The sequence below is a fragment of the Streptomyces sp. NBC_00287 genome (assembly GCF_036173105.1).
Taxonomy (GTDB): Bacteria; Actinomycetota; Actinomycetes; order Streptomycetales; family Streptomycetaceae; genus Streptomyces.
The window spans coordinates 5,313,861-5,333,372 of record NZ_CP108053.1; the positions used below are offsets into that span (position 1 = coordinate 5,313,861).

General features: G+C 71.2%; 18 protein-coding genes. 9 read left to right on the top strand and 9 right to left on the bottom strand.

All coding sequences use genetic code 11. The features are described 5' to 3' along the window. Nucleotides 1–39 precede the first annotated feature (39 nt). The 5 genes from OHT76_RS24215 to folE all read left to right on the top strand — a co-directional run bounded on the left by OHT76_RS24215 (nt 40) and on the right by folE (nt 6,016). Complete coding sequence (locus OHT76_RS24215; protein WP_328872959.1) at nt 40–1,173, top strand: zinc-dependent metalloprotease; 1,134 nt, start codon at nt 40–42, stop codon at nt 1,171–1,173. 193 nt (nt 1,174–1,366) lie between these two features. Continuing rightward, nucleotides 1,367–2,416 carry a tRNA lysidine(34) synthetase TilS gene (tilS, locus tag OHT76_RS24220; protein WP_328872960.1) on the top strand — a complete coding sequence of 350 codons (1,050 nt, stop codon included), beginning with the start codon at nt 1,367–1,369 and terminating at the stop codon, nt 2,414–2,416. A 52-nt stretch (nt 2,417–2,468) separates the two neighbouring features. Continuing rightward, a complete protein-coding gene (gene hpt, locus OHT76_RS24225; protein ID WP_328876609.1) occupies nt 2,469–3,029 on the top strand; it encodes a hypoxanthine phosphoribosyltransferase in 561 nt (186 codons plus the stop codon). Nucleotides 3,030–3,237: 208 nt separating this feature from the next. After that, nucleotides 3,238–5,271: an ATP-dependent zinc metalloprotease FtsH gene (gene ftsH / locus OHT76_RS24230; RefSeq protein WP_328872961.1), complete on the top strand. Its 2,034-nt coding sequence runs from the start codon at nt 3,238–3,240 to the stop codon at nt 5,269–5,271. Nucleotides 5,272–5,410: 139 nt separating this feature from the next. Beyond that, entirely contained in the window at nt 5,411–6,016 is a 606-nt protein-coding gene (gene folE, locus OHT76_RS24235; protein ID WP_328872962.1) for a GTP cyclohydrolase I FolE, read from the top strand. Between the two features lie 12 nt (nt 6,017–6,028). Here folE and OHT76_RS24240 read toward each other — a convergent pair whose 3' ends face one another. The 6 genes from OHT76_RS24240 to OHT76_RS24265 all read right to left on the bottom strand — a co-directional run bounded on the left by OHT76_RS24240 (nt 6,029) and on the right by OHT76_RS24265 (nt 11,176). Continuing rightward, nucleotides 6,029–6,517 carry a DUF3180 domain-containing protein gene (locus OHT76_RS24240; RefSeq protein ID WP_328872963.1) on the bottom strand — a complete coding sequence of 163 codons (489 nt, stop codon included), beginning with the start codon at nt 6,515–6,517 and terminating at the stop codon, nt 6,029–6,031. A 55-nt stretch (nt 6,518–6,572) separates the two neighbouring features. Then, nucleotides 6,573–7,184 (bottom strand): 2-amino-4-hydroxy-6-hydroxymethyldihydropteridine diphosphokinase, encoded by a 612-nt coding sequence (folK, locus tag OHT76_RS24245; RefSeq protein WP_328872964.1) that lies wholly within the window; start codon nt 7,182–7,184, stop codon nt 6,573–6,575. Beyond that, nucleotides 7,181–7,540 (bottom strand): dihydroneopterin aldolase, encoded by a 360-nt coding sequence (gene folB, locus OHT76_RS24250; RefSeq protein WP_186283819.1) that lies wholly within the window; start codon nt 7,538–7,540, stop codon nt 7,181–7,183. Before folB ends, folK begins: the two co-directional genes overlap by 4 nt. 261 nt (nt 7,541–7,801) lie before the next feature. After that, nucleotides 7,802–8,305 carry a nuclear transport factor 2 family protein gene (locus tag OHT76_RS24255; protein ID WP_328872965.1) on the bottom strand — a complete coding sequence of 168 codons (504 nt, stop codon included), beginning with the start codon at nt 8,303–8,305 and terminating at the stop codon, nt 7,802–7,804. Continuing rightward, the gene (gene folP, locus OHT76_RS24260) at nt 8,302–9,228 is read right to left on the bottom strand and encodes a dihydropteroate synthase (RefSeq protein ID WP_328872966.1); all 927 of its coding nucleotides are present in this window, start codon (nt 9,226–9,228) and stop codon (nt 8,302–8,304) included. The genes OHT76_RS24255 and folP overlap by 4 nt, the downstream gene beginning before the upstream one ends. Nucleotides 9,229–9,340: 112 nt before the next feature. After that, nucleotides 9,341–11,176: a phosphatidylglycerol lysyltransferase domain-containing protein gene (locus tag OHT76_RS24265; RefSeq protein ID WP_443049828.1), complete on the bottom strand. Its 1,836-nt coding sequence runs from the start codon at nt 11,174–11,176 to the stop codon at nt 9,341–9,343. Between the two features lie 192 nt (nt 11,177–11,368). Here OHT76_RS24265 and OHT76_RS24270 point away from each other — a divergent pair, with 192 nt between their 5' ends. Further along, nucleotides 11,369–12,496, top strand: coding sequence for an alpha/beta hydrolase (locus tag OHT76_RS24270; protein WP_328872967.1), 1,128 nt, complete (start codon nt 11,369–11,371; stop codon nt 12,494–12,496). A gap of 154 nt (nt 12,497–12,650) precedes the next feature. Beyond that, nucleotides 12,651–14,015 (top strand): hypothetical protein, encoded by a 1,365-nt coding sequence (locus OHT76_RS24275; RefSeq protein WP_328872968.1) that lies wholly within the window; start codon nt 12,651–12,653, stop codon nt 14,013–14,015. A gap of 64 nt (nt 14,016–14,079) precedes the next feature. Here OHT76_RS24275 and OHT76_RS24280 read toward each other — a convergent pair whose 3' ends face one another. Continuing rightward, nucleotides 14,080–15,414 (bottom strand): PH domain-containing protein, encoded by a 1,335-nt coding sequence (locus OHT76_RS24280; RefSeq protein WP_328872969.1) that lies wholly within the window; start codon nt 15,412–15,414, stop codon nt 14,080–14,082. Next, nucleotides 15,411–15,938 (bottom strand): PH domain-containing protein, encoded by a 528-nt coding sequence (locus OHT76_RS24285; RefSeq protein WP_328872970.1) that lies wholly within the window; start codon nt 15,936–15,938, stop codon nt 15,411–15,413. Before OHT76_RS24285 ends, OHT76_RS24280 begins: the two co-directional genes overlap by 4 nt. Nucleotides 15,939–15,969: 31 nt before the next feature. On the opposite strand from OHT76_RS24285, the gene OHT76_RS24290 reads away from it, so the two are divergent. Beyond that, on the top strand, nt 15,970–17,118 hold the full coding sequence (locus tag OHT76_RS24290) for an NADH-quinone oxidoreductase subunit D (RefSeq protein ID WP_328872971.1): 1,149 nt from the start codon (nt 15,970–15,972) through the stop codon (nt 17,116–17,118). Here OHT76_RS24290 and OHT76_RS24295 read toward each other — a convergent pair. After that, entirely contained in the window at nt 17,083–18,177 is a 1,095-nt protein-coding gene (locus tag OHT76_RS24295; RefSeq protein ID WP_328872972.1) for an SAM-dependent methyltransferase, read from the bottom strand. The genes OHT76_RS24290 and OHT76_RS24295 overlap by 36 nt on opposite strands. Before the next feature lie 118 nt (nt 18,178–18,295). Between OHT76_RS24295 and OHT76_RS24300 the strand changes: the two genes are divergently transcribed. After that, on the top strand, nt 18,296–19,498 hold the full coding sequence (locus OHT76_RS24300; RefSeq protein WP_328872973.1) for a sensor histidine kinase: 1,203 nt from the start codon (nt 18,296–18,298) through the stop codon (nt 19,496–19,498). Nucleotides 19,499–19,512 lie beyond the last annotated feature (14 nt).

Genomic DNA, 19,512 nt, shown 5'->3' on the forward strand with positions numbered 1-19,512 from the left:
GCCCTGCCCCCAGCGGCAGCGCTCACGTACGGTTGACGCATGACGAGCATCGGTGGTGCCGCAACTCCTGGGATGGTCGACTGGAATCTCGCGGTGGCGACCGCGACCCGGCTGATGCGGCCGGGCCCCGAGATCAGCCGCGAAGAGGCCCGCGCCGTCGTCGCCGAGCTGCGCCGGCACGCCAAAGCCTCGGAGGAACACGTCCGGGGCTTCACTCGTCTGGGCACCGAGGAGACCCACGACACCCCCGTCCTGGTCGTCGACCGCCCCGGCTGGGTCCGCGCCAATGTCGCCGGCTTCCGGGAACTGCTCAAACCGCTGCTGGACAAGATGCAGGAGCGCCGCACCAGCACCCCCGGCGGCGCGGTCCTCGGCGCCGTCGGCGGCAAGGTGACCGGTGTGGAACTGGGCATGCTGCTGTCGTTCCTGGCCTCCCGCGTACTCGGCCAGTACGAGACCTTCGCCCCCGCCACCCGCGAACTGCCCGCAGGGATGAACGGCGGCGGCCGACTGCTGCTCGTCGCGCCGAACATCGTCCACGTCGAGCGCGAACTCGACGTCCAGCCCCACGACTTCCGCCTGTGGGTGTGCCTGCACGAGGAGACCCACCGCACCCAGTTCACCGCCGTGCCCTGGCTGCGGGACCACTTGGAGGGCGAAATCCAGTCTTTCTTGGGGGAGACCGACGTCGACCCCATGACCGTGCTGGAGCGCATCCGCGAGGCCGCGCAGTCCCTTGCCGGGGGCCGCCCCGAGGCCGAGGAGGACGACGGCGGACGCTCCTTCGTCGAGATCGTGCAGACCCCGGCCCAGCGCGAGATCCTCGGCCGCCTCACCGCCGTGATGTCCCTCCTGGAGGGCCACGCCGACTTCGTCATGGACGGCGTGGGCCCGGCGGTCGTGCCGTCCGTCGCGGAGATCCGCGAGAAGTTCCAGCAGCGCCGCGCCAAGGGCGCCTCCCGCCTGGACATGGCCCTGCGCAAGCTGCTCGGTCTGGACGCCAAACTCCGGCAGTACCGCGACGGCGAACGCTTTGTGCGGGCCGTCGTCGACCAGGTCGGCATGGACGGCTTCAACCGCGTGTGGACCTCCCCGAACACCCTCCCGACCAAGGCGGAGATCGCCAAACCGGCGGACTGGGTCGCGCGGGTGCACCGCAAGGCCGAGTCGTGAGCCCCAGGGGAGGGTCGTGAAACGAATCCGGCCGACGGCAGGCGAACGCCCCTTCAATCACCCGTCCGAGGGACCGTGAGCCATGGACAGGCGTGCAATGCTCGGGGAACCGCCCGGTTCTGTCACCATCTACACACTCTGAGTGACCGAACCTCGGGCTCACCCCCCGAAAACTTCATGAAGGGAACCGGACATGGGTCCCCATCCTGCGGTCGCGGCGATACGCCTGGCGGTCCGCCGCGTCCTCCACGACATCCTCAACGACCAACAGACCTCTACCGCGAACGACCCCCAGACCCCCACCGAGCAGACCCCGCACGAGCGACCGCCGTCGCCGCTCGTGCTCGTGGCGTGCTCCGGCGGCGCCGACTCCATGGCCCTCGCCTCCGCCCTCGCCTTCGAGGCCCCCAAACTCGGCATCCGCGCGGGCGGCGTCACCGTCGACCACGGCCTGCAGCCCGGCTCCGACCTGCGCGCCGAGGAAGTCGTCCTGCGCCTGCGTGAACTCGGCCTCGACCCGGTCGAGTCCACCGCCGTCACCGTCGGCCGCGAAGGCGGACCCGAGGCCGCCGCCAGGGACGCCCGCTACGCCGCCCTAGACGCCGCCGCCCAGCGCCACGGCGCCTGCGCGATCCTGCTCGGCCACACCCGCGACGACCAGGCCGAAACCGTCCTGCTCGGCCTCGCCCGCGGCTCCGGCATCCGCTCCCTGTCCGGAATGGCCGCGGTCTCGGGGGCCGACGGCCGTTACCGACGCCCCTTCCTCGAACTCGACCGGCAGACCGCCCGCAGGGCCTGCATGGTCCAGTCCCTCCCCGTCTGGGACGACCCCCACAACGCCGACCCCGCCTACACCCGCTCCCGCCTGCGCCACGAAGGCCTGCCCGCCCTGGAGAAGGCCCTCGGCAAAGGCGTCGTGGAGGCCCTCGCCCGTACGGCCCAACTGTCCCGAGACGACGCCGATGCCCTCGACGCCTGGGCCGGCCAGGCCGAGGCCTCCGTCCGCGACGCCGCCGGTCTGCTGGAGTGCGCCAAGCTCTACGCCCTTCCGCCCGCCGTACGCCGCCGGATCCTGCGCCGCGCCGCCATCGAGGCGGGTGCTCCGGCCGGTTCGCTGTTCGCCCGGCACATCGAGGAAGTCGACCGTCTGATCACCGGATGGCGGGGTCAGGGGGCCATCAATCTCCCCGGCAAAGTCGTGGCCCAGCGCCAGGGTGGCAGACTGGTGATTCGGCAAGGCTGAATCCTGACCCCCTCCGGGGGCGGACGGACGGCCGGTGGGACGACCGAAAGTGATGCGGGTGGACGCGAACGACATGGGTGCCGACCTTCAGCAGGTGCTCATCACCAAGGAAGAGATCGACGCGAAGCTGGCCGAGCTGGCCGCGAAGATCGACGCGGAGTACGCGGGCAAGGACCTGCTCATCGTCGGTGTCCTCAAGGGCGCGGTGATGGTGATGGCGGACCTCGCCCGGGCGCTGTCCACCCCCGTCACCATGGACTGGATGGCCGTGTCCTCCTACGGCGCGGGCACCCAGTCCTCCGGCGTGGTGCGGATCCTCAAGGACCTCGACACCGATATCAAGGGCAAGCACGTCCTGATCGTCGAGGACATCATCGACTCCGGACTGACCCTGTCCTGGCTGCTGTCCAACCTCGGCTCGCGCGAGCCCGAGTCGCTCAAGGTGTGCACCCTGCTGCGCAAGCCCGACGCCGCGAAGGTCGCCATCGACGTCGAGTGGGTCGGCTTCGACATCCCCAACGAGTTCGTCGTCGGCTACGGCCTCGACTACGCCGAGAAGTACCGCAACCTCCCGTTCGTCGGTACGCTCGCGCCCCACGTCTACGGCGGCTGACCCGGTGGCTCGGCGAAGCGCTGAGCCACAAGGGCGACGCTTGTAGGACGATCGGGAACCCCAGCGCGGTTCGCGCCGTTGGAGCATGCAGAGACGGATAGCCAGCCGTCCCGTGCGGCTTCGGGCCACAATGCTGGGGTACCGTCAGAAGAACTGTCTTATCAAACTCACTATGGCAGGAGGGACGGGGCGACACCGCTCCGTATGGATGGACGTGAAGCGATACTTCCGTGGGCCGGTCATGTGGATCGTGCTGGCCGTCCTTGCCGTGGTCGTGTTGATGCAGGTCGTCGGCTCGTCCGGCGGCTACAAGACGGTGGACACCGGCCAGGTCGTCCAGGCGATCAATGACAACAAGGTCGAGTCGGCCAAGCTGACCACCGGCGACGAGCAGACCATCAAGGTCCAGCTCAAGGACGGCGAAAAGATCGAGGACAGCTCGAAGATCCAGGCGAGCTACATCGGCGACCAGGGCGTGAACCTGGCCAACACCCTGCAGACCAAGTACGCGGACAAGCAGATCCCGGACGGCTACACGGTCTCGCCGACGAAGCAGAACGCCTTCGTGAGCATCCTGCTCTCGCTGCTCCCCTTCGTTCTCATCGTGGTCGTGTTCCTGTTCCTGATGAATCAGATGCAGGGCGGCGGCTCCCGAGTCATGAACTTCGGGAAGTCCAAGGCCAAGCTCATCACCAAGGACACCCCGAAGACGACGTTCGCGGACGTCGCCGGCTCGGACGAGGCGGTCGAGGAACTCCACGAGATCAAGGAATTCCTCCAGGAGCCCGCCAAGTTCCAGGCCGTCGGCGCAAAGATTCCCAAGGGCGTACTGCTGTACGGCCCTCCCGGCACCGGCAAGACCCTGCTCGCGCGCGCCGTCGCGGGCGAGGCCGGCGTGCCGTTCTACTCGATCTCCGGTTCCGACTTCGTCGAGATGTTCGTCGGTGTCGGTGCCTCCCGAGTCCGTGACCTGTTCGAGCAGGCCAAGGCGAACGCCCCGGCGATCGTCTTCGTCGACGAGATCGACGCGGTCGGCCGCCACCGCGGCGCCGGCCTCGGCGGCGGTCACGACGAGCGCGAGCAGACCCTGAACCAGCTGCTCGTCGAGATGGACGGCTTCGACGTGAAGGGCGGCGTCATCCTGATCGCCGCCACGAACCGGCCCGACATCCTCGACCCGGCCCTGCTGCGCCCCGGCCGCTTCGACCGCCAGATCGCGGTCGACCGCCCGGACATGCAGGGCCGTCTGGAGATCCTCAAGGTTCACCAGAAGGGCAAGCCGGTCGCCCCGGACGTCGACCTGTCCGCAGTGGCGCGTCGCACGCCGGGCTTCACCGGCGCCGACCTGTCGAACGTGCTGAACGAGGCTGCGCTGCTCACCGCGCGCAGCAACCAGAAGCTGATCGACAACCACATGCTGGACGAGGCGATCGACCGTGTGGTCGCGGGCCCGCAGAAGCGGACCCGGATCATGTCGGACAAGGAAAAGAAGATCACCGCGTACCACGAGGGCGGACACGCCCTGGTCGCGGCGGCCTCCCCGAACTCCGACCCGGTCCACAAGATCACGATCCTGAGCCGCGGCCGCGCCCTCGGCTACACGATGGTCCTGCCGGACGAGGACAAGTACTCCACCACCCGCAACGAAATGCTGGACCAGCTCGCATACATGCTGGGCGGCCGCGCGGCGGAGGAACTGGTCTTCCACGACCCGACGACGGGCGCTGCGAACGACATCGAGAAGGCCACCACAACGGCCCGCGCGATGGTCACGCAGTACGGCATGACCGAGCGTCTCGGTGCGATCAAGTTCGGTGGCGACAACACCGAGCCCTTCCTCGGCCGTGAGATGGCTCACCAGCGTGACTACTCGGAAGAGGTCGCCGCGCTGGTCGACGAAGAGGTCAAGAAGCTCATCGAGAACGCGCACAACGAGGCCTGGGAGATCCTGGTCGAGAACCGCGATGTCCTCGACAACCTCGTCCTCGCGCTGCTGGAGAAGGAGACGCTGGGCAAGGAGGAGATCGCCGAGATCTTCGCCCCCATCGTCAAGCGCCCGCCCCGGCCCGCCTGGACCGGCTCCTCCCGCCGTACGCCGTCCACCCGTCCGCCGGTGCTCTCCCCCAAGGAGCTCGCACTGACGAACGGCGCCAACGGCGCGACTCCGGCGATCACCACCGCCAAGTCGACGGTGGCGGAGCCCACCCCGGAGCCCGCTCCCGAGGAGCGCCCGGAGAGCTGACCCGGCCCCGGTGACCTCACCGGGCCCGGAATGGATGCCGCGTCCCCCTGGTTTTAGCCTGGGGGGCGCGGCATCGTCGTATGTCCGCAGTTCAGACGCGTGACCCACACGCGCCACCCGCACAGGAACGAGGCACCACATGACCGACCCCGTGACGCTCGACGGCGAGGGCCGCATCGGCGAGTTCGACGAGAAGCGCGCCGAGAACGCCGTACGCGAACTGCTGATCGCGGTCGGCGAGGACCCGGACCGCGAGGGCTTGAGGGAGACGCCGGGGCGGGTGGCCAGGGCGTACAAGGAGATATTCGCGGGGCTGTGGCAGCAGCCCGAGGATGTGCTGACCACGACGTTCGACATCGGGCACGACGAGATGGTGCTCGTGAAGGACATCGAGGTGTACAGCACGTGCGAGCACCATCTGGTGCCCTTCCGGGGTGTGGCGCACGTCGGGTACATTCCGGCCACCACCGGCAAGATCACCGGGCTGTCCAAGCTGGCCCGGCTCGTCGATGTCTACGCCCGCCGTCCTCAGGTGCAGGAACGACTCACCACCCAGATCGCGGACTCCCTGATGGAGATCCTGGAGCCGCGGGGCGTGATCGTCGTCGTGGAGTGCGAACACATGTGCATGTCGATGCGGGGCATCCGCAAGCCCGGCGCGAAGACCATCACCTCGGCGGTGCGTGGTCAGCTGCGGGACGCGGCCACGCGCAACGAGGCGATGAGCCTGATCATGGCGCGCTGACGCCGTACGGCCCTATGCCGCCGGTGCCGCTCCCGCGCCGTTGTGTTCGTCGTCCTCCGGGAGTTTGCAGACGCGCTCCAGGAAGATGGCCGCCGCTATGACGGCGATGCCCGCGACGACCGAGAAGCCGGCGTAGATGGCCTGGTCGCGTCGGGCCGGGGTGTCCAGGACTTCCAGGAGGAAGGCGCCTGTGCCGCCGTACATGCCGGAGACCAGGGCCGCGACCAGGGCGCTGGCCTGGCCGAAGACGACCGCTCGGGCAGCCATCAGGGGGTCGACGCCCTTGGCGCCGGGGCGACGCTCGCGCTGCGCCTTGAGGCGGGAGCGGATCGACAGCGCCGTGGCCAGCAGGACCGCGGCGATCAGGGCGAGGACGATGGGGGCGGCCAGGGGGACGCTCGGCAGGGTCCCGATCGAGTTCCAGAGGCGGGCGCCCGCCCAGGACAGGATGCCGGCCACGACGAACACGCCTGCCAGCACCCTGATACGCAGCTCTCTCACGGTGTCCCTTCAGCTCCCCCGGCTCCACGGACTGTGGCCGTCTTGACCTTAACGACTACTCGGGCAGTCGGAGTTCCAGGTCCTGGCGGGGCGTCACACCCTCCTGGGGGACGATGCCGAGAAGGTCGGCGACCGCGCCGCGGCCGGGCAGCTGGGCGCCCGGCTCCACGTCGTGCCAGGGGGCGAGGACGAAGGCGCGCTCGTGGGCCCGCGGGTGGGGGAGGGTGAGGGCCGGGTCGTCGGATACGACATCGGCGTAGGCGACGATGTCGACGTCGAGGGTGCGCGGGCCCCAGCGTTCGTCCCGGACGCGGTGGAAGGCCTCCTCGACCGCCTGCGCCCGCTCCAGGAGGGACGACGGGGGAAGCGTGGTCTTCAGGACGACGACCGCGTTGAAGTAGGACGGCTGGCTTCCGGGCTCCACGCCCCAGGGCTCCGTCTCGTAGACGGGGGAGACGGCCTTGATGCGCAGGCCGGGGGTGTCCTCCAGCGCGTCGATGGCGCCCTGGAGGGTCTCCAGGCGGTTGCCGAGGTTGGAGCCGAGGGAGATCACGGCTCGCTGCGGGTTGTGCAGGGTGGTGTCGGCGGCGTCGACCTTCTCGACGACGGAGGCGGGTACCGGCTGTACGGTCGGGTCGCTCTGACCCTCGGTGAAGAACGCGGTCATACTCGGCTCCGGGTGATGGTGACGGTCACGTCGTCGAAGGGGACCGTGATCGGCGCGTCGGGTTTGTGGACGCGGACCTCGACCTCCTGGACCCCTTCGTGCTTGAGACAGGCCTGGGCGATGCGCTCGGCGAGGGTTTCGATGAGGTTGACGGGCTCGCCCTCGACCACGGCCACGACCTCCTCGGCCACGATGCCGTAGTGCACGGTCTTCGCCAGGTCGTCGTCGGCGGCGGCCGGGCGGGTGTCCAGGCCCAGCACGAGGTCCACGATGAAGGTCTGGCCCTCCTCGCGCTCCTTGGGGAACACACCGTGGTGCCCGCGGGCCTTCAGGCCGCTCAGCGCGACACGATCCACGCGAATCACTCCTGCAATCGTCGGTAGCGGCCGGTCCGTACCGTGTGCGGGCGGCACACCGGCCTCGAACGAATCTACCTGCGGGCACTGACAGGGCCGTTCCACGGGGGCGTGGGCCCGCGCCGGGGTCAGGAGGTTTCATCGCGTGTTTCCCCTGGGGAACCCGGCGCCTCATGGGTTGGTAGCCGCCCCTACCCGGAGCGACGTGATTCCAACCACTTGTTGGTCCCTGCGAGCGGTTCCTGCGGGGCGCCTACCCATTCAGGTGGGTGTGTCGTCGCTTTCTTCCTCGTCGGTTTCGGCCAGAACCGGTGAGGCGTGGTGGGACCAGACTTTCCAGCCGCCCGGGGTACGGCGGAAGACGTTGGTGGCGACGACGAGCTGGCCGACCAGCGGGCCGAGCTCCTCGCTGCCCTCGGGGGCGGGGCCGCCGCTGAGGATGTTCTCGGTGCAGGTGACGAGCGCGGTGTCGCCGGTGACGGAGACATGCACGTCGGTGAGGAAGAACTGGATGTAGTCGGTGTTCGCCATGATCAGCGCGTACGACCTGAGGACCTCGCCGCGGCCGGTCAGTACCGGCCAGCCGGGGTGCACGCAGGAGACCACGCCGACGTCGGCCGGGTCGTGGTACGTCTCGTCGACGCCGAGGTCGGCCGGGGTGAGCCACAGGGAGGACAGTTCCTCGAAGTCGCCGCGCTCCATCGCCTCGTAGAAGGCGGTGTTCGCGGCTTCCACCTGCTCGACGTCGGTGTGTGGGGCGCTCACCAGGCTCCTTCGGGGGAGTGCGCACCCCGCTCGGGGGTGTGCGCGCCCGGTGTGCGCGCGATGTCGCGCACTACCTCGACGGCGCGCGCGACCCGTACCGCGTCCGCCGTGGCGCGCACCTCGTGCACGCGCACCGCCCATGCGCCGGCGTGCGCCGCGAGCGCGGAGACGGCGGCCGTGGCCGCGTCGCGCTCGCGCGCGGGCGGCGGCGCGCCCTCGGGGCCGGCCAGGACCCGGCCGAGGAAGCGCTTGCGGGAGGCGGCGACGAGCAGCGGGTGGCCGAGGCCGAGCAGCCGGTCGAGGTGGGCGAGGAGCACGAGATCGTGCTCGGCGTCCTTGGAGAAGCCGAGGCCGGGGTCGACGACGACGCGGTCGGGGGCGATGCCGCCGGCCAGAACGGCCTCCACGCGTGCGTGCAGTTCGTCGACGACCTCGGTGACGACATCGTCGTAGACGCCCTTGACGTTGCCGCCCTCCAGGAAGCCGCGCCAGTGCATGACGACGAAGGGGGCGCCGGCGTCCGCGACGACCGGGATCATCTGGGGGTCGGCGAGGCCGCCGCTGACGTCGTTGACGAGGGCGGCGCCCGCCGCGAGGGCCTGTGCGGCGACGGACGCGCGCATGGTGTCGACGGAGACCGTGACGCCCTCGGAGGCGAGGCCGCGGACGACGGGGATGACGCGCTTGAGTTCTTCGGCCTCGTCGACGCGGGTGGCGCCGGGGCGGGTGGACTCGCCGCCGACGTCGACCAGGTCGGCGCCCTCGTCGACCAGGGCGAGGCCGTGCTTGACGGCTGCGGTCGTGTCGAACCAGCGGCCTCCGTCGGAGAAGGAGTCGGGGGTCACGTTCACGACTCCCATGACCGCGCAGCGGTCCCATTCAGGAAGGCCTGCCACGCGCCCGCGTCCGCTCTGCTTGCTCATACGTTCAGCGTAGGCCCCGGGCGGGCCCGGGTGGCCGCGGGACCGCGCAGTGCGGCCCGGGCGGAAGCCCCGGGGGCGGGGGGTAGGGGGCTTCCGCCCGGACCTGTCCGGGTTACGCCGTGCGGATGGTGGTGTCCGTCGTCGCGTGGGCGCAGGGGCGTGCGGGTGTGGTGCGGCGGCGCAGGGGGCGCGGAAGGGGGAGTGCGAAGTTGACGAAGCCCTCCGCCTGCATGGCGGCGAGGCCGATGCGGGGCAGGTCGGCGGAGGCGCGGTAGACGACGAAGCGCGGCTCCCAGCGTGGCCGGAACTTGGCGTTGAACTTGTACAGGGACTCGATCTGGAACCAGCGGGAGAGGAAGACCAGCAACCCGCGCCAGGCGCGCAGTACCGGGCCCGCGCCGATCTTCTCGCCGCGCGCCAGCGCCGAGCGGAACATCGCGAAGTTGAGCGACACGCGCGCGATGCCGAGCTTCGGGGCCGCCTGGAGCGCGGCGACGATGAGGAGTTCGTTCATGCCGCGGTCGGCCGAGCGGTCGCGGCGCATCAGGTCCAGGGAGGCGCCGTCGATTCCCCACGGCACGAAGTGGAGAACCGCCTTCAGGTCGCTGTAGGGGCCCGGCCGGTCGTCCTGTTTGTGGGCGGTGGCGATGAGGCAGTCGCCGTCGGACGGGTCGCCGATGCGGCCGAGCGCCATGGAGAAGCCGCGTTCGGTGTCGGTGCCGCGCCAGTCCTCGGCGGCGCGGCGGATGCGGTCCAGCTCGGCGTCGCCGAGGTCACGGACGCGTCGTACCCGGGTTTCGTAACCGGCTCGCTCGATGCGCTTGACCATCTGGCGCACATTGCGCATCGCGCGGCCGGCGAGGGAGAAATCCACGACGTCCACCACCGCCTCGTCGCCCAGTTCGAGGGCGTCCAGGCCGGTCTCGCGGGTCCAGACCTCGCCGCCGGTCTCGGAGCAGCCCATGACGGCGGGGGTCCAGGAGTGGGCCTTGGCGACGTCCATGAAGCGTTCGATGGCGCCGGGCCAGGCCTCCACGTCGCCGATCGGGTCGCCGCTGGCGAGCATCACGCCGGAGACGACGCGGTAGGTCACCGCGGCCTTGCCGCTGGGCGAGAAGACGACGGCCTTGTCGCGGCGGAGCGCGAAGTGGCCGAGGGAGTCGCGGCCGCCGTGCTTGTCCAGCAGGGCCCTCAGGCGGGCCTCGTCCTCCTCCGTGAGGCGGGCGGCGGGGTGTTCGGGGCGGAGGGCGAGGTAGATCGTCGTGATGGCCGTGAGCAGGCCGAGGGCGCCCAGGGAGCAGGCGACCGTCCAGGAGGTGGTGCCCCGGTAGTCGACGGGGCCCTCGAAGCCGAACAGGCCGTACAGGACGTGGGTGATGCGCTCGGCCAGGCTCGGGTTGCCGACCAGGGTCCTCGGGTGGGCGCTGACGATGACGAGGCCGAGGGCGAGTGAACCGGCGCCCATGAGGACGAAGTTGGCGAGCGCCCGCCAGCGGCTGCGCGGATCGGGCAGCGCCGCGAACTGGTCGCGATGGCGCAGCAGGGCGGTCAGCAGGAGCAGCGAGATGACCGCGCCGAGCAGGGAGTGGTGGTAGGCGAACTGGGCCACGGCACCGGCCGGGAGCAGGGTCACGGCGGCCCGCCACGCCCGGCGCTTGCCGCGCTTGAGGCCGTGGGCGAGCAGCAGCAACAGCACTCCGGCGCTGAGCGAGAGGGCGGCCGCGAACGGCCCGAGCGCGCCCGGCAGCACTTCGGCGAGGGTGTGCATACGGCTGTGCCGGAAGCGCGGGAAGACACCCGCGGCGATGTCCAGGAGGCCCACGAGGGCACAGGCTCTGCCGACGAGAAGGGGCACGGCCTCGGGGCGCGGGCCGCGCAGCAGCCGGCGTGGCCGGCTCGGTCGCCGCGGAACCCCGCCCGACACTTCCTCATCTGTCCTGACAGACATCGCATCCCGTGGTTCTGCGAGAGAGCTTGGATCCGGTACCGATTCGGGCATCCGGCGACATTGCGCCCTCTAGGACGGTGTCTTGGGGGTCGGGGTTCACTCACCTCGCCAAAGCCGGTTTCAAGGCCGCGGAAAGACCCGGGCAAGGCCTTCGTGGCCCGGCGCCGGGCGGCGGCTCACAGGAAGTAGTTCATGGGTCTCACGAGCAACAACGTGCTGGTGCTGGCGGTCGCGTCCGCCGTGCTCCTGTTCATCGGCACGGTCTGGCTGTGGCCACGGCTGGCCCGGCGCACCTGGCGGTCCGTCGCGGGGCGCGTAGGCCTGCTGTTCGCCACCCAGTTGGCACTCTTCGCGGCGGTGGGCCTGGCCGCCAACCAGGCGTTCGGCTTCTATGCGAGCTGGGCCGACCTGTTCGGACAGGAGGACGAGCAGGGCGTCGTCGTCGACCACACGCCCTACGGCGCCAAGGGCGGGCCGCTCCAAGTGGTCGGCACGGAGCCGGTACCGGGGACGGGCGGTGCGGGGCCGCGGACCGGCGGGCAGGTGCAGCAGATCGACCTCGTGGGCCGTGCGTCGCACATCGCCACGCGCGCGTACGTGTATCTGCCGCCGGAGTACTTCCAGCCGCGTTTCCGCACGCGCGCGTTCCCCGCGGCCGTCGTGCTGACCGGCTATCCCGGCACGGCCAAGGCCCTGGTGGACAAGCTGGATTACCCCCGGACCGCGCTGCGGCTCGCCAAGGACGGCAAGGCGCAGCCGATGATCCTGGTGATGATGCGCCCCACGGTCGCGCCGCCGAGGGACACGGAGTGCGTGGACGTCCCCGGCGGGCCGCAGACCGAGACCTTCTTCGCCGAGGACCTGCCCGAGGCGGTGAGCGCTCATTACCGGGTCGGCCGCGAGCCGGGCGGCTGGGGCGTGGTCGGCGACTCCACGGGCGGCTACTGCGCCCTGAAGCTGGCCATGCACCACCCCGAGGTGTACGCCGCGGGGGCGGGCCTGTCCGCGTACTACGACGCGCCCCTGGACCCCACGACGGGCGACCTCTTCCACGGCGACGAGGAACTGCGCGACCGCGCGAACCTGTGGTGGTGCCTCAAGCACCTGCCCGCGCCCGACACTTCACTGCTCGTCAGCAGCAGCAGGATCGGTGAGTCGAACTACAAGGACACGCTGAAGTTCATCACGCGCGTGAAGGCCACGAAGCTGACGCGGATCTCCTCGATCATCCTGGAAAGCGGCGGGCACAACTTCAATACCTGGCGGCGGGAGATTCCGGCGACCTTGCAGTGGATGAGCGGGCGGCTGGGGAGCGGTTGAGCTCGCGGCTGGGGGCGCTTGAGGGCAGAGCCCGCCTGTGCGGCCGTAATAAATGATCTTGGTTTCGGCCCGGAATTCCGTGAACGCTTCGGGATGGCTGTGTTTTTACGGGGCGGGGCTCCAAGATTCGCCTACGCGCGGTAAGTTTCTGGCCATGCCACGTGGACGTCATCGCCATTCCCCGCCCTTGCACAGGCTGCTGCCCCCGTCGGCCATCGCGGGCGTCTCAGCCGTCTGCGCGCTCGGCCCCTGGGTGTTCTCGGAGCCGTTGGTGCTCCGGGGCCTGGCCGCGGCCGCTGCGGCGACGGCGGTCATCGGCGCGGTCGTCATGCGCCGCTGGGACACCCAGGCCGGCAAGCGGGTCGCCGATCTGACACGCGCGCGTGCGAGCGACGAGTGGCGCTTCGAGGAGCGGGTCGCCGAACTCGAGACCGACCTCGACGAGTCGCGCGAGCTGCGCGGCAAGCTGGAACAGCGGCTGCGGGCCAAGCGGGCGGAGCTCGCGGGGCTGCGCAACGAACACGCGGCGCTGCTGCGGCGGTACGCCACCGCCGAGACCGAGCGCGCGAGCGCTCTGGAGGGGCGTCGGCTGCTGGAGATAGAGGCGGTGGCGCCCGCGCGCGCGTTGCCGCCGGCGCCGGTGGCCGCCGAGGCGGCTCCCGAGGAGGAGGCAGGGGCCGTGGCAGCCCCGGTCGCCGAGAACGAGACGGAGTCGGCCGAGCCGACGGCTCCCGCGGTCTTCTCGCCGCAGGGGTCGAGCCTGTTCCTGCGGGCGCGGGCGGCGCTGTCGAAGCTGGATGCGGAGGAGGCGCCGGAGGCGGACGGCGGGCCGGAGGGCGACGATCCGGAGCAGGGCGACGGTCCGGTTAAGGGCGACGCCTTGGCCGAGGCCGACGGTTCGGCGCCGGCGCACGTTGACGCTTCGGCCAAGTCCGGTGGTCCCGCGAAGGCTGACGCCGAGGCTTCGGCGAATTCCGGTGGCCCCGCGAAGCCGCCCGCCGGCACCCCGGCGAAGGAGTCCGGCGACGCGCAGGCCGATGTGCCCGCGCAGCACGGCCGCTCCTCGAACGACGAGGCCGTGAAGAGCGGTTCCGTCGTGCAGGAGGACGAGGCGCAGGGGAAGCCCGAGGCGGTCGACGGGCAGGAGCATGCGCACGCGGCCGCCGCCTCCACGGGCAGGCCGGCCCTGCCCGCCCAGCAGCCCGCCGGACACTTCGTCGCGCCGACCGCGGTGGCCGTCGTACCGTCGGCGCCCGTGCGGCGCCCCATGGTCGAGGGCGGCTTCGACTTCTTCGGCACGCACAAGGACGCCGGGACGTCCGCCCTGGAGGACATGCAGAACGAGGACCTCGCCGACGTCGTCGGCCAGGAGGCGCTCGCCCTGCACAAGGCCGAGTCGGAAGCGGAGTTCAAGCCGGCGGACGAGGGGTCCCGGGGCGTCGGTCAGGTCATCGACCTGACGGCGCACGACGAGACGGAACAGATCGACGTACAAGGGCTGCGCAGCGCGGTGTCGTGACTGCGGGAACGCTCAACCGAGGGGTCGGCCTCAGGGTCGGCCCCTTATGGCATCCGCCGGCCCCTTATGCCATCCACCGGTCCGGCCGTGCGTCCCGCCGTCCCGTCCGCGAACGCTCGGCCTGGGCCCTGAGCAGCTCCGCCGCCTCCTCGGCGTCCCGCAGACGGGCGGTCACCGTCTTGTTCGCCCCGGTGTCCACATGGACGTCGGCGAGGCCCAGCGCGCGCTTCCAGGGGCCCTGCGCCAGCCGTACGCTCTGCACCTTCGCGTGCGGCACCAGTGCCAGGCTCCGCCGCAGCAGCCCCTCGTGCGCGGCGAACACCGCGTCGGTCACGACCAGGCCGTAGCCCCGCCACCACACCGGCACGCACCATCGCGCGCGCCGCGGCGGCCGGGACAGCGCCGACTCCGGCGGCACGGTCACCCCGGGCAGCACGCGCGCGATGACGGCCTCGGCGACCTCACGCGGGGCGACCGGCACCAGCACGGAGTTCGACGACCCCGCCACGTCCAGCTCCACCCGCACCCACCCGCGCCGCCGCCACAGCAGCGGCCGTACGACCCGCACCGTCTGCACGCGACCCGGTGGCACCGTCTCGTGGACGCGGTCCAACAGCCCCCGGTCGATGCGCAGTCCGTCGGGGGAGTCGGCCACCGTCCAGTCGTACTCGGCGACGAACCGGCCCACGCTGCTCGCGCCCGCCGCACCGAGCAGGGGGAGCGCGGTGGCGAGGACTGTCCACACGCTGTGGGTGGCCAACCAGAGCACCGGCGGTACGACGAGGGCGGCGGCGAGGGTGCCCCAAGTGGCGCCCGTCAGCACGAGGGAGAGCGCGAGCTCGCGTGGGGGCGTACGCAGCAGCTCGCGCGCCGGAGCTTCGCCGACTTCGTGCGCTGTCTCGGGCGCGAATCCGGCGGCGCGCGCCAGGAGTTCCGCACGGAGCGCACGCGCCTCCTCCGCACCCAGGAACGCGAGCTCGTCCTTCTTGTCCGTCCCGACGACGTCGAGTTTGAGCTTGGCGACGCCCGCCACGCGCGCGAGGAGCGGCTGACTGACGTCGATGGCCTGGATGCGCTCGAGCCGGATGTGCGCGGTGCGCCGGAACACCAGACCGGTACGGATGCGCAGTTCGCTGTCGGTCACCGCGAAGTGCGTGAACCACCAGGTGAGGAAGCCGTACAGGGCGGCCGCGGGAAGGGCGACGGCTATCACGAGCAGCAGCGTGGTCGTGGTCAGCCGGGTCAGCTGGCGCTGCGTCTGGTCGGGATCGTGCACCGCCCACCCGATCACCACGGCCACCGGCGCCCACGCCCGCCTGAGCGGCGTCACGGGATGCAGCCGCCGCTCGGTGACGGGAGGCCTCTCCCGTACGGCGTCGTCGACGCCCGAGGCCGTCACAGCCCCGCCGATCGGGCCTCGCCGAGCTCGGTGAGCCGGTCGCGCAGCCGTTCCGCCTCGGCCGGGTCGAGGCCGGGGATGGTCGCGTCGGTCGCCGCGGCCGCGGTGTGCAGCTGCACGCTGGCCAGACCGAAGTGCCGCTCGACGGGCCCGGAGGTGACCTCCACCAGCTGCATGCGCCCGTACGGCACGACGGTCTCCTCGCGCCACAGCACGCCCCGGCTGATCAGCAGGTCGTCGGCGCGCTCGGCGTAGCGCCAGGAGCGCCAGTTGCGGCCGAGCATCACCCAGCCCCAGACCGCCACCGCCAGGGGCAACAACGCGAACGTGGCCCAGACGGGGCCGGCGAGCAGGCCCAGCAGCACGGCGAGGCCCACCGTCAGCAGCCCCAGCCACACCACCAGCAACAGCCGCCGCATCCGCAGCAGCCCCGGCGGCAGCCCGGTCCACACCGGCTCGTGTTCCGCTGCAGCGGCCCCCGTTTGCCCGCTATGCGCCGCGTTTTCCCGGCTCCCCGTCTCCATATGGTCAGCCTACGTAGGAGAGACTGTGTCCATGCCTACGACGGAGACCACGGTCGGTATCGGCGGAGCCGCGGAGAGCACCGACATGGTGCTCAACATCGGGCCCCAGCACCCGTCCACGCACGGCGTGCTGCGCCTGCGGCTCGTCCTGGACGGCGAACGCATCACCAGCGCCGAGCCGGTGATCGGCTATATGCACCGCGGCGCGGAGAAGCTCTTCGAGGCGCGCGACTACCGCCAGATCATCATGCTCGCCAACCGCCACGACTGGCTGTCGGCCTTCTCCAACGAGCTCGGCGTCGTCCTCGCCGTCGAGCGCATGCTCGGCATGGAGGTGCCCGAGCGCGCGGTGTGGACCCGGACCCTGCTCGCGGAGCTCAACCGGGTGCTCAACCACCTGATGTTCCTGGGCTCGTACCCGCTGGAGCTGGGCGGGATCACGCCGATCTTCTACGCCTTCACGGAGCGCGAGGAGCTCCAGCATGTGATGGAGGAGGTCTCCGGCGGGCGTATGCACTACATGTTCAACCGGGTGGGAGGTCTGAAGGAGGACCTGCCCGCCGGATGGACCACGCGCGCGCGTGCCGTCGTCGCCGATGTGCGCTCCCGTATGGACCGGTTCGACGACCTGGTCCTCGGCAACGAGATCTTCCGCGGGCGCACGCGGGGCGTGGGCGCCCTCGCGCCGGAGACCGTGCATGCGTACGGCGTGAGCGGTCCGATCGCGCGCGCCTCGGGTGTGGACTTCGACCTGCGCCGCGACGAGCCCTACCTCGCCTACGGGGAGCTCCAGGACACGCTCAAGGTCGTCACCCGCCAGGAGGGCGACTGCCTGGCCCGGTTCGAGTGCTTGCTGGAGCAGACCCACAACTCCCTCGACCTCGCCGACGCCTGCCTCGACCGGCTCACGGCACTGGCGCCAGGACCGATCAACCAGCGGCTGCCCAAGGTCCTGAAGGCGCCCGAGGGGCACACGTACGCGTGGACCGAGAACCCGCTCGGCATCAACGGCTACTACCTGGTCAGCAAGGGCGAGAAGACCCCGTACCGGCTCAAGCTCCGCTCGGCCTCGTACAACAACATCCAGGCGCTGGTGGAGCTGCTGCCGGGCACGCTGGTTGCGGACATGGTGGCGATCTTGGGGTCACTGTTCTTCGTGGTCGGGGACATCGACAAGTAGGCCGCCGAGCGCCGGGGCCGCGTTCGGAATTCCAACCGGCTGGAGCAGCCAGCCGAAGTCGCCGAGGCCGCCGGGGGCGGTGAGCTCGGCGGCCTCGCCGGCGGTCGCGAGGGCGCGAACGTAGGCGGCGGGTTGTGTGGTCGCGAGCGCGAGCGGGGGGCGTGCGCCTGCGATGCCCAAGGCGCGCAGGGCGTCGCGCTGCAGAAGCAGGCGCGCGCTGGGAAGCTCGCGCGCCGATGCGTACGCCCGCGCGTTCTCGTTCACGCCCGCGCGCTCACCCGCCCACGCACACGCATCCAGCGCCACATGGGCCGTCACATCGCACGACCCGTCCGGCACCGGTGCCGTCTCGCGCCCGTCCCGGAAGCCGGTCAGCGTTCCGAACAGGGGGCGCGCGTCCGCCGTGTGCGCGTAGTCGACGGCGACCGCGAGCCCTCGTTCGACGGCCCCGACCGCCGCCGCCCAGGCCTCGTCCCGGGGCAGCCCGATCTCGGCGCGCAGCCCCTCCTCAGGGGGCAGTGGCCACCACCGCGCGAGCCACTCGGCGTCCGCTCCGGCGACGGGATCGCCGAGACGCTCGGTCCCGTCGCCCCGTACGAGCACCACGCGCGGGACGCCCTCGGCGTCGACCTCCGCGACCTCGACGGGCACGTTGTCCAGCCATTCGTTGGCGAAGAGCAGCCCCGTGATGCCCTGCGGCGGCTGAGGCAGCCACTCGATCCGGTGATCGAGGCCGGGTGGGCGGTCGGCGACCTCGACGGCGTACCCGCGCGCGCGGGCCGCCACGTCGGAGGGGAGCGCGGCGAGGACCGCGGTGACCAGTTCGCCGCGGCCGGCGGCCATGTCGACGAAATAGAGCGTCGCGGGCCTGTCCAGCGCCTCGTCGACCCGGCACAGCAGCCGGGCCACCGCCTCGGCGAACAGCGGCGAGGCGTGTACGGACGTACGGAAGTGCCCGGCCGGGCCCTCGGGCCTGCGGTAGAAGCCGTCCGGTCCGTACAGCGCCTCCTGAGCCGCCGCCCGCCACCCCAGCCATTCCTCGCCAGCGTCTCGCGTCACCGGCCCAGGCTAAGCGCACAGCGGAGCGAGGCCTCCACCTTGCGGAGTACGCGCGCCCGTCGCGGATCGGTCCTCCGGTTGACCCCTACACACGTCACGCTTCCCTACGCTGGGTTACGTGCAGCGCCTCTATGACTTTCTCCGCAGGTACCCGACATGGGTCGACAGCGCCTGGGCCGTCTTCCTGTTCGGGATCTCGGTGGTGTCCGGGGTCGTGCAGCAGGAGGGGGAACGCGTCGACTACCCGGTCGCCGCCGTGCCGATCGCCCTGCTGCTGTCCCTGGTGATCGCGCTGCGCCGGCGCATGCCGGAGAAGATGCTGGTGCTGGCCATCGCGCTCGGCGTGGCGCAGCTGGCGCTGGACGTCGAGACGATGCCCGCCAACTTCGCGATGCTGGTGATCACCTACACGGTGGCCGCGAACGGCGCCCGCTGGGCCTCCCGGCTGGCACTGGCCGTCGGTCTGTGCGCGGCGCCCCTGGCGCAGTTGCGCTGGCCGGAGAACGAGTCGAGCGCCCTCGGCACCGTCGCGATCATGATCTTCACCTCGGTGCCCTTCGCGCTCGCCTGGGTGCTCGGCGACTCGATACGCACCCGGCGCGCGTACTTCGCGCAGCTCGAGGAGCGCGCGAGCCGGCTCGAGAAGGAGCGCGAGGCGCAGGCCAAGGTCGCGGTCGCCGCCGAGCGCGCCCGGATCGCGCGCGAGCTGCACGACGTGGTCGCGCACAACGTGTCCGTGATGGTGGTGCAGGCGGACGGTGCCGCCTACGTCCTGGACGCCGCGCCCGACCAGGCGAAGAAAGCCCTGGAGACCATCTCCTCCACCGGCCGTCAGGCCCTCGCCGAGATGCGCCGCCTGCTGGGCGTGCTGCGCACCGGTGAGCACCAGGAGGGCGGGGAGTACGTCCCGCAGCCCGACGTCGAGCAGATCGACGAGCTGATTCAGCAGTGCCGTACCTCGGGACTGCCCGTCGACTTCAAGGTCGAGGGCACCCCGCGTCCGCTGCCGAGCGGGGTCGAGCTGACCGCGTACCGCATCGTGCAGGAGGCGCTTACCAACACCCGCAAGCACGGCGGCCCGAACGCGGGTGCGAGCGTGCGGCTGGTCTACTTCGACGACGGTCTCGGCCTGCTCGTCGAGGACGACGGCAAGGGCGCCCCGCACGAGTTGTACGAGGAGGGCGGCGTCGACGGCCAGGGCCACGGTTTGATCGGTATGCGAGAGCGGGTCGGCATGGTGGGGGGCACCCTGGACGCGGGCCCCCGCCCGGGCGGAGGATTCCGCATCAGTGCCCTGCTGCCGCTCAAACCCGCGCACTGAGGGCGGCCATGTAC

What these genes read in the sequence shown, in the direction of transcription:
- tilS (WP_328872960.1), top strand. Translation starts at nt 1,367, where the DNA reads ATGGGTCCCCATCCTGCGGTCGCGGCGATACGCCTGGCGGTCCGCCGC.
- hpt (WP_328876609.1), top strand. Translation starts at nt 2,469, where the DNA reads ATGCGGGTGGACGCGAACGACATGGGTGCCGACCTTCAGCAGGTGCTC.
- folP (WP_328872966.1), bottom strand. Translation starts at nt 9,228, where the DNA reads ATGAGCAAGCAGAGCGGACGCGGGCGCGTGGCAGGCCTTCCTGAATGG.
- OHT76_RS24285 (WP_328872970.1), bottom strand. Translation starts at nt 15,938, where the DNA reads ATGGAGACGGGGAGCCGGGAAAACGCGGCGCATAGCGGGCAAACGGGG.
- ftsH (WP_328872961.1), top strand. Translation starts at nt 3,238, where the DNA reads ATGGACGTGAAGCGATACTTCCGTGGGCCGGTCATGTGGATCGTGCTG.
- OHT76_RS24275 (WP_328872968.1), top strand. Translation starts at nt 12,651, where the DNA reads ATGCCACGTGGACGTCATCGCCATTCCCCGCCCTTGCACAGGCTGCTG.
- OHT76_RS24290 (WP_328872971.1), top strand. Translation starts at nt 15,970, where the DNA reads ATGCCTACGACGGAGACCACGGTCGGTATCGGCGGAGCCGCGGAGAGC.
- OHT76_RS24270 (WP_328872967.1), top strand. Translation starts at nt 11,369, where the DNA reads ATGGGTCTCACGAGCAACAACGTGCTGGTGCTGGCGGTCGCGTCCGCC.
- OHT76_RS24265 (WP_443049828.1), bottom strand. Translation starts at nt 11,176, where the DNA reads ATGTCTGTCAGGACAGATGAGGAAGTGTCGGGCGGGGTTCCGCGGCGA.
- folE (WP_328872962.1), top strand. Translation starts at nt 5,411, where the DNA reads ATGACCGACCCCGTGACGCTCGACGGCGAGGGCCGCATCGGCGAGTTC.
- OHT76_RS24215 (WP_328872959.1), top strand. Translation starts at nt 40, where the DNA reads ATGACGAGCATCGGTGGTGCCGCAACTCCTGGGATGGTCGACTGGAAT.
- folK (WP_328872964.1), bottom strand. Translation starts at nt 7,184, where the DNA reads ATGACCGCGTTCTTCACCGAGGGTCAGAGCGACCCGACCGTACAGCCG.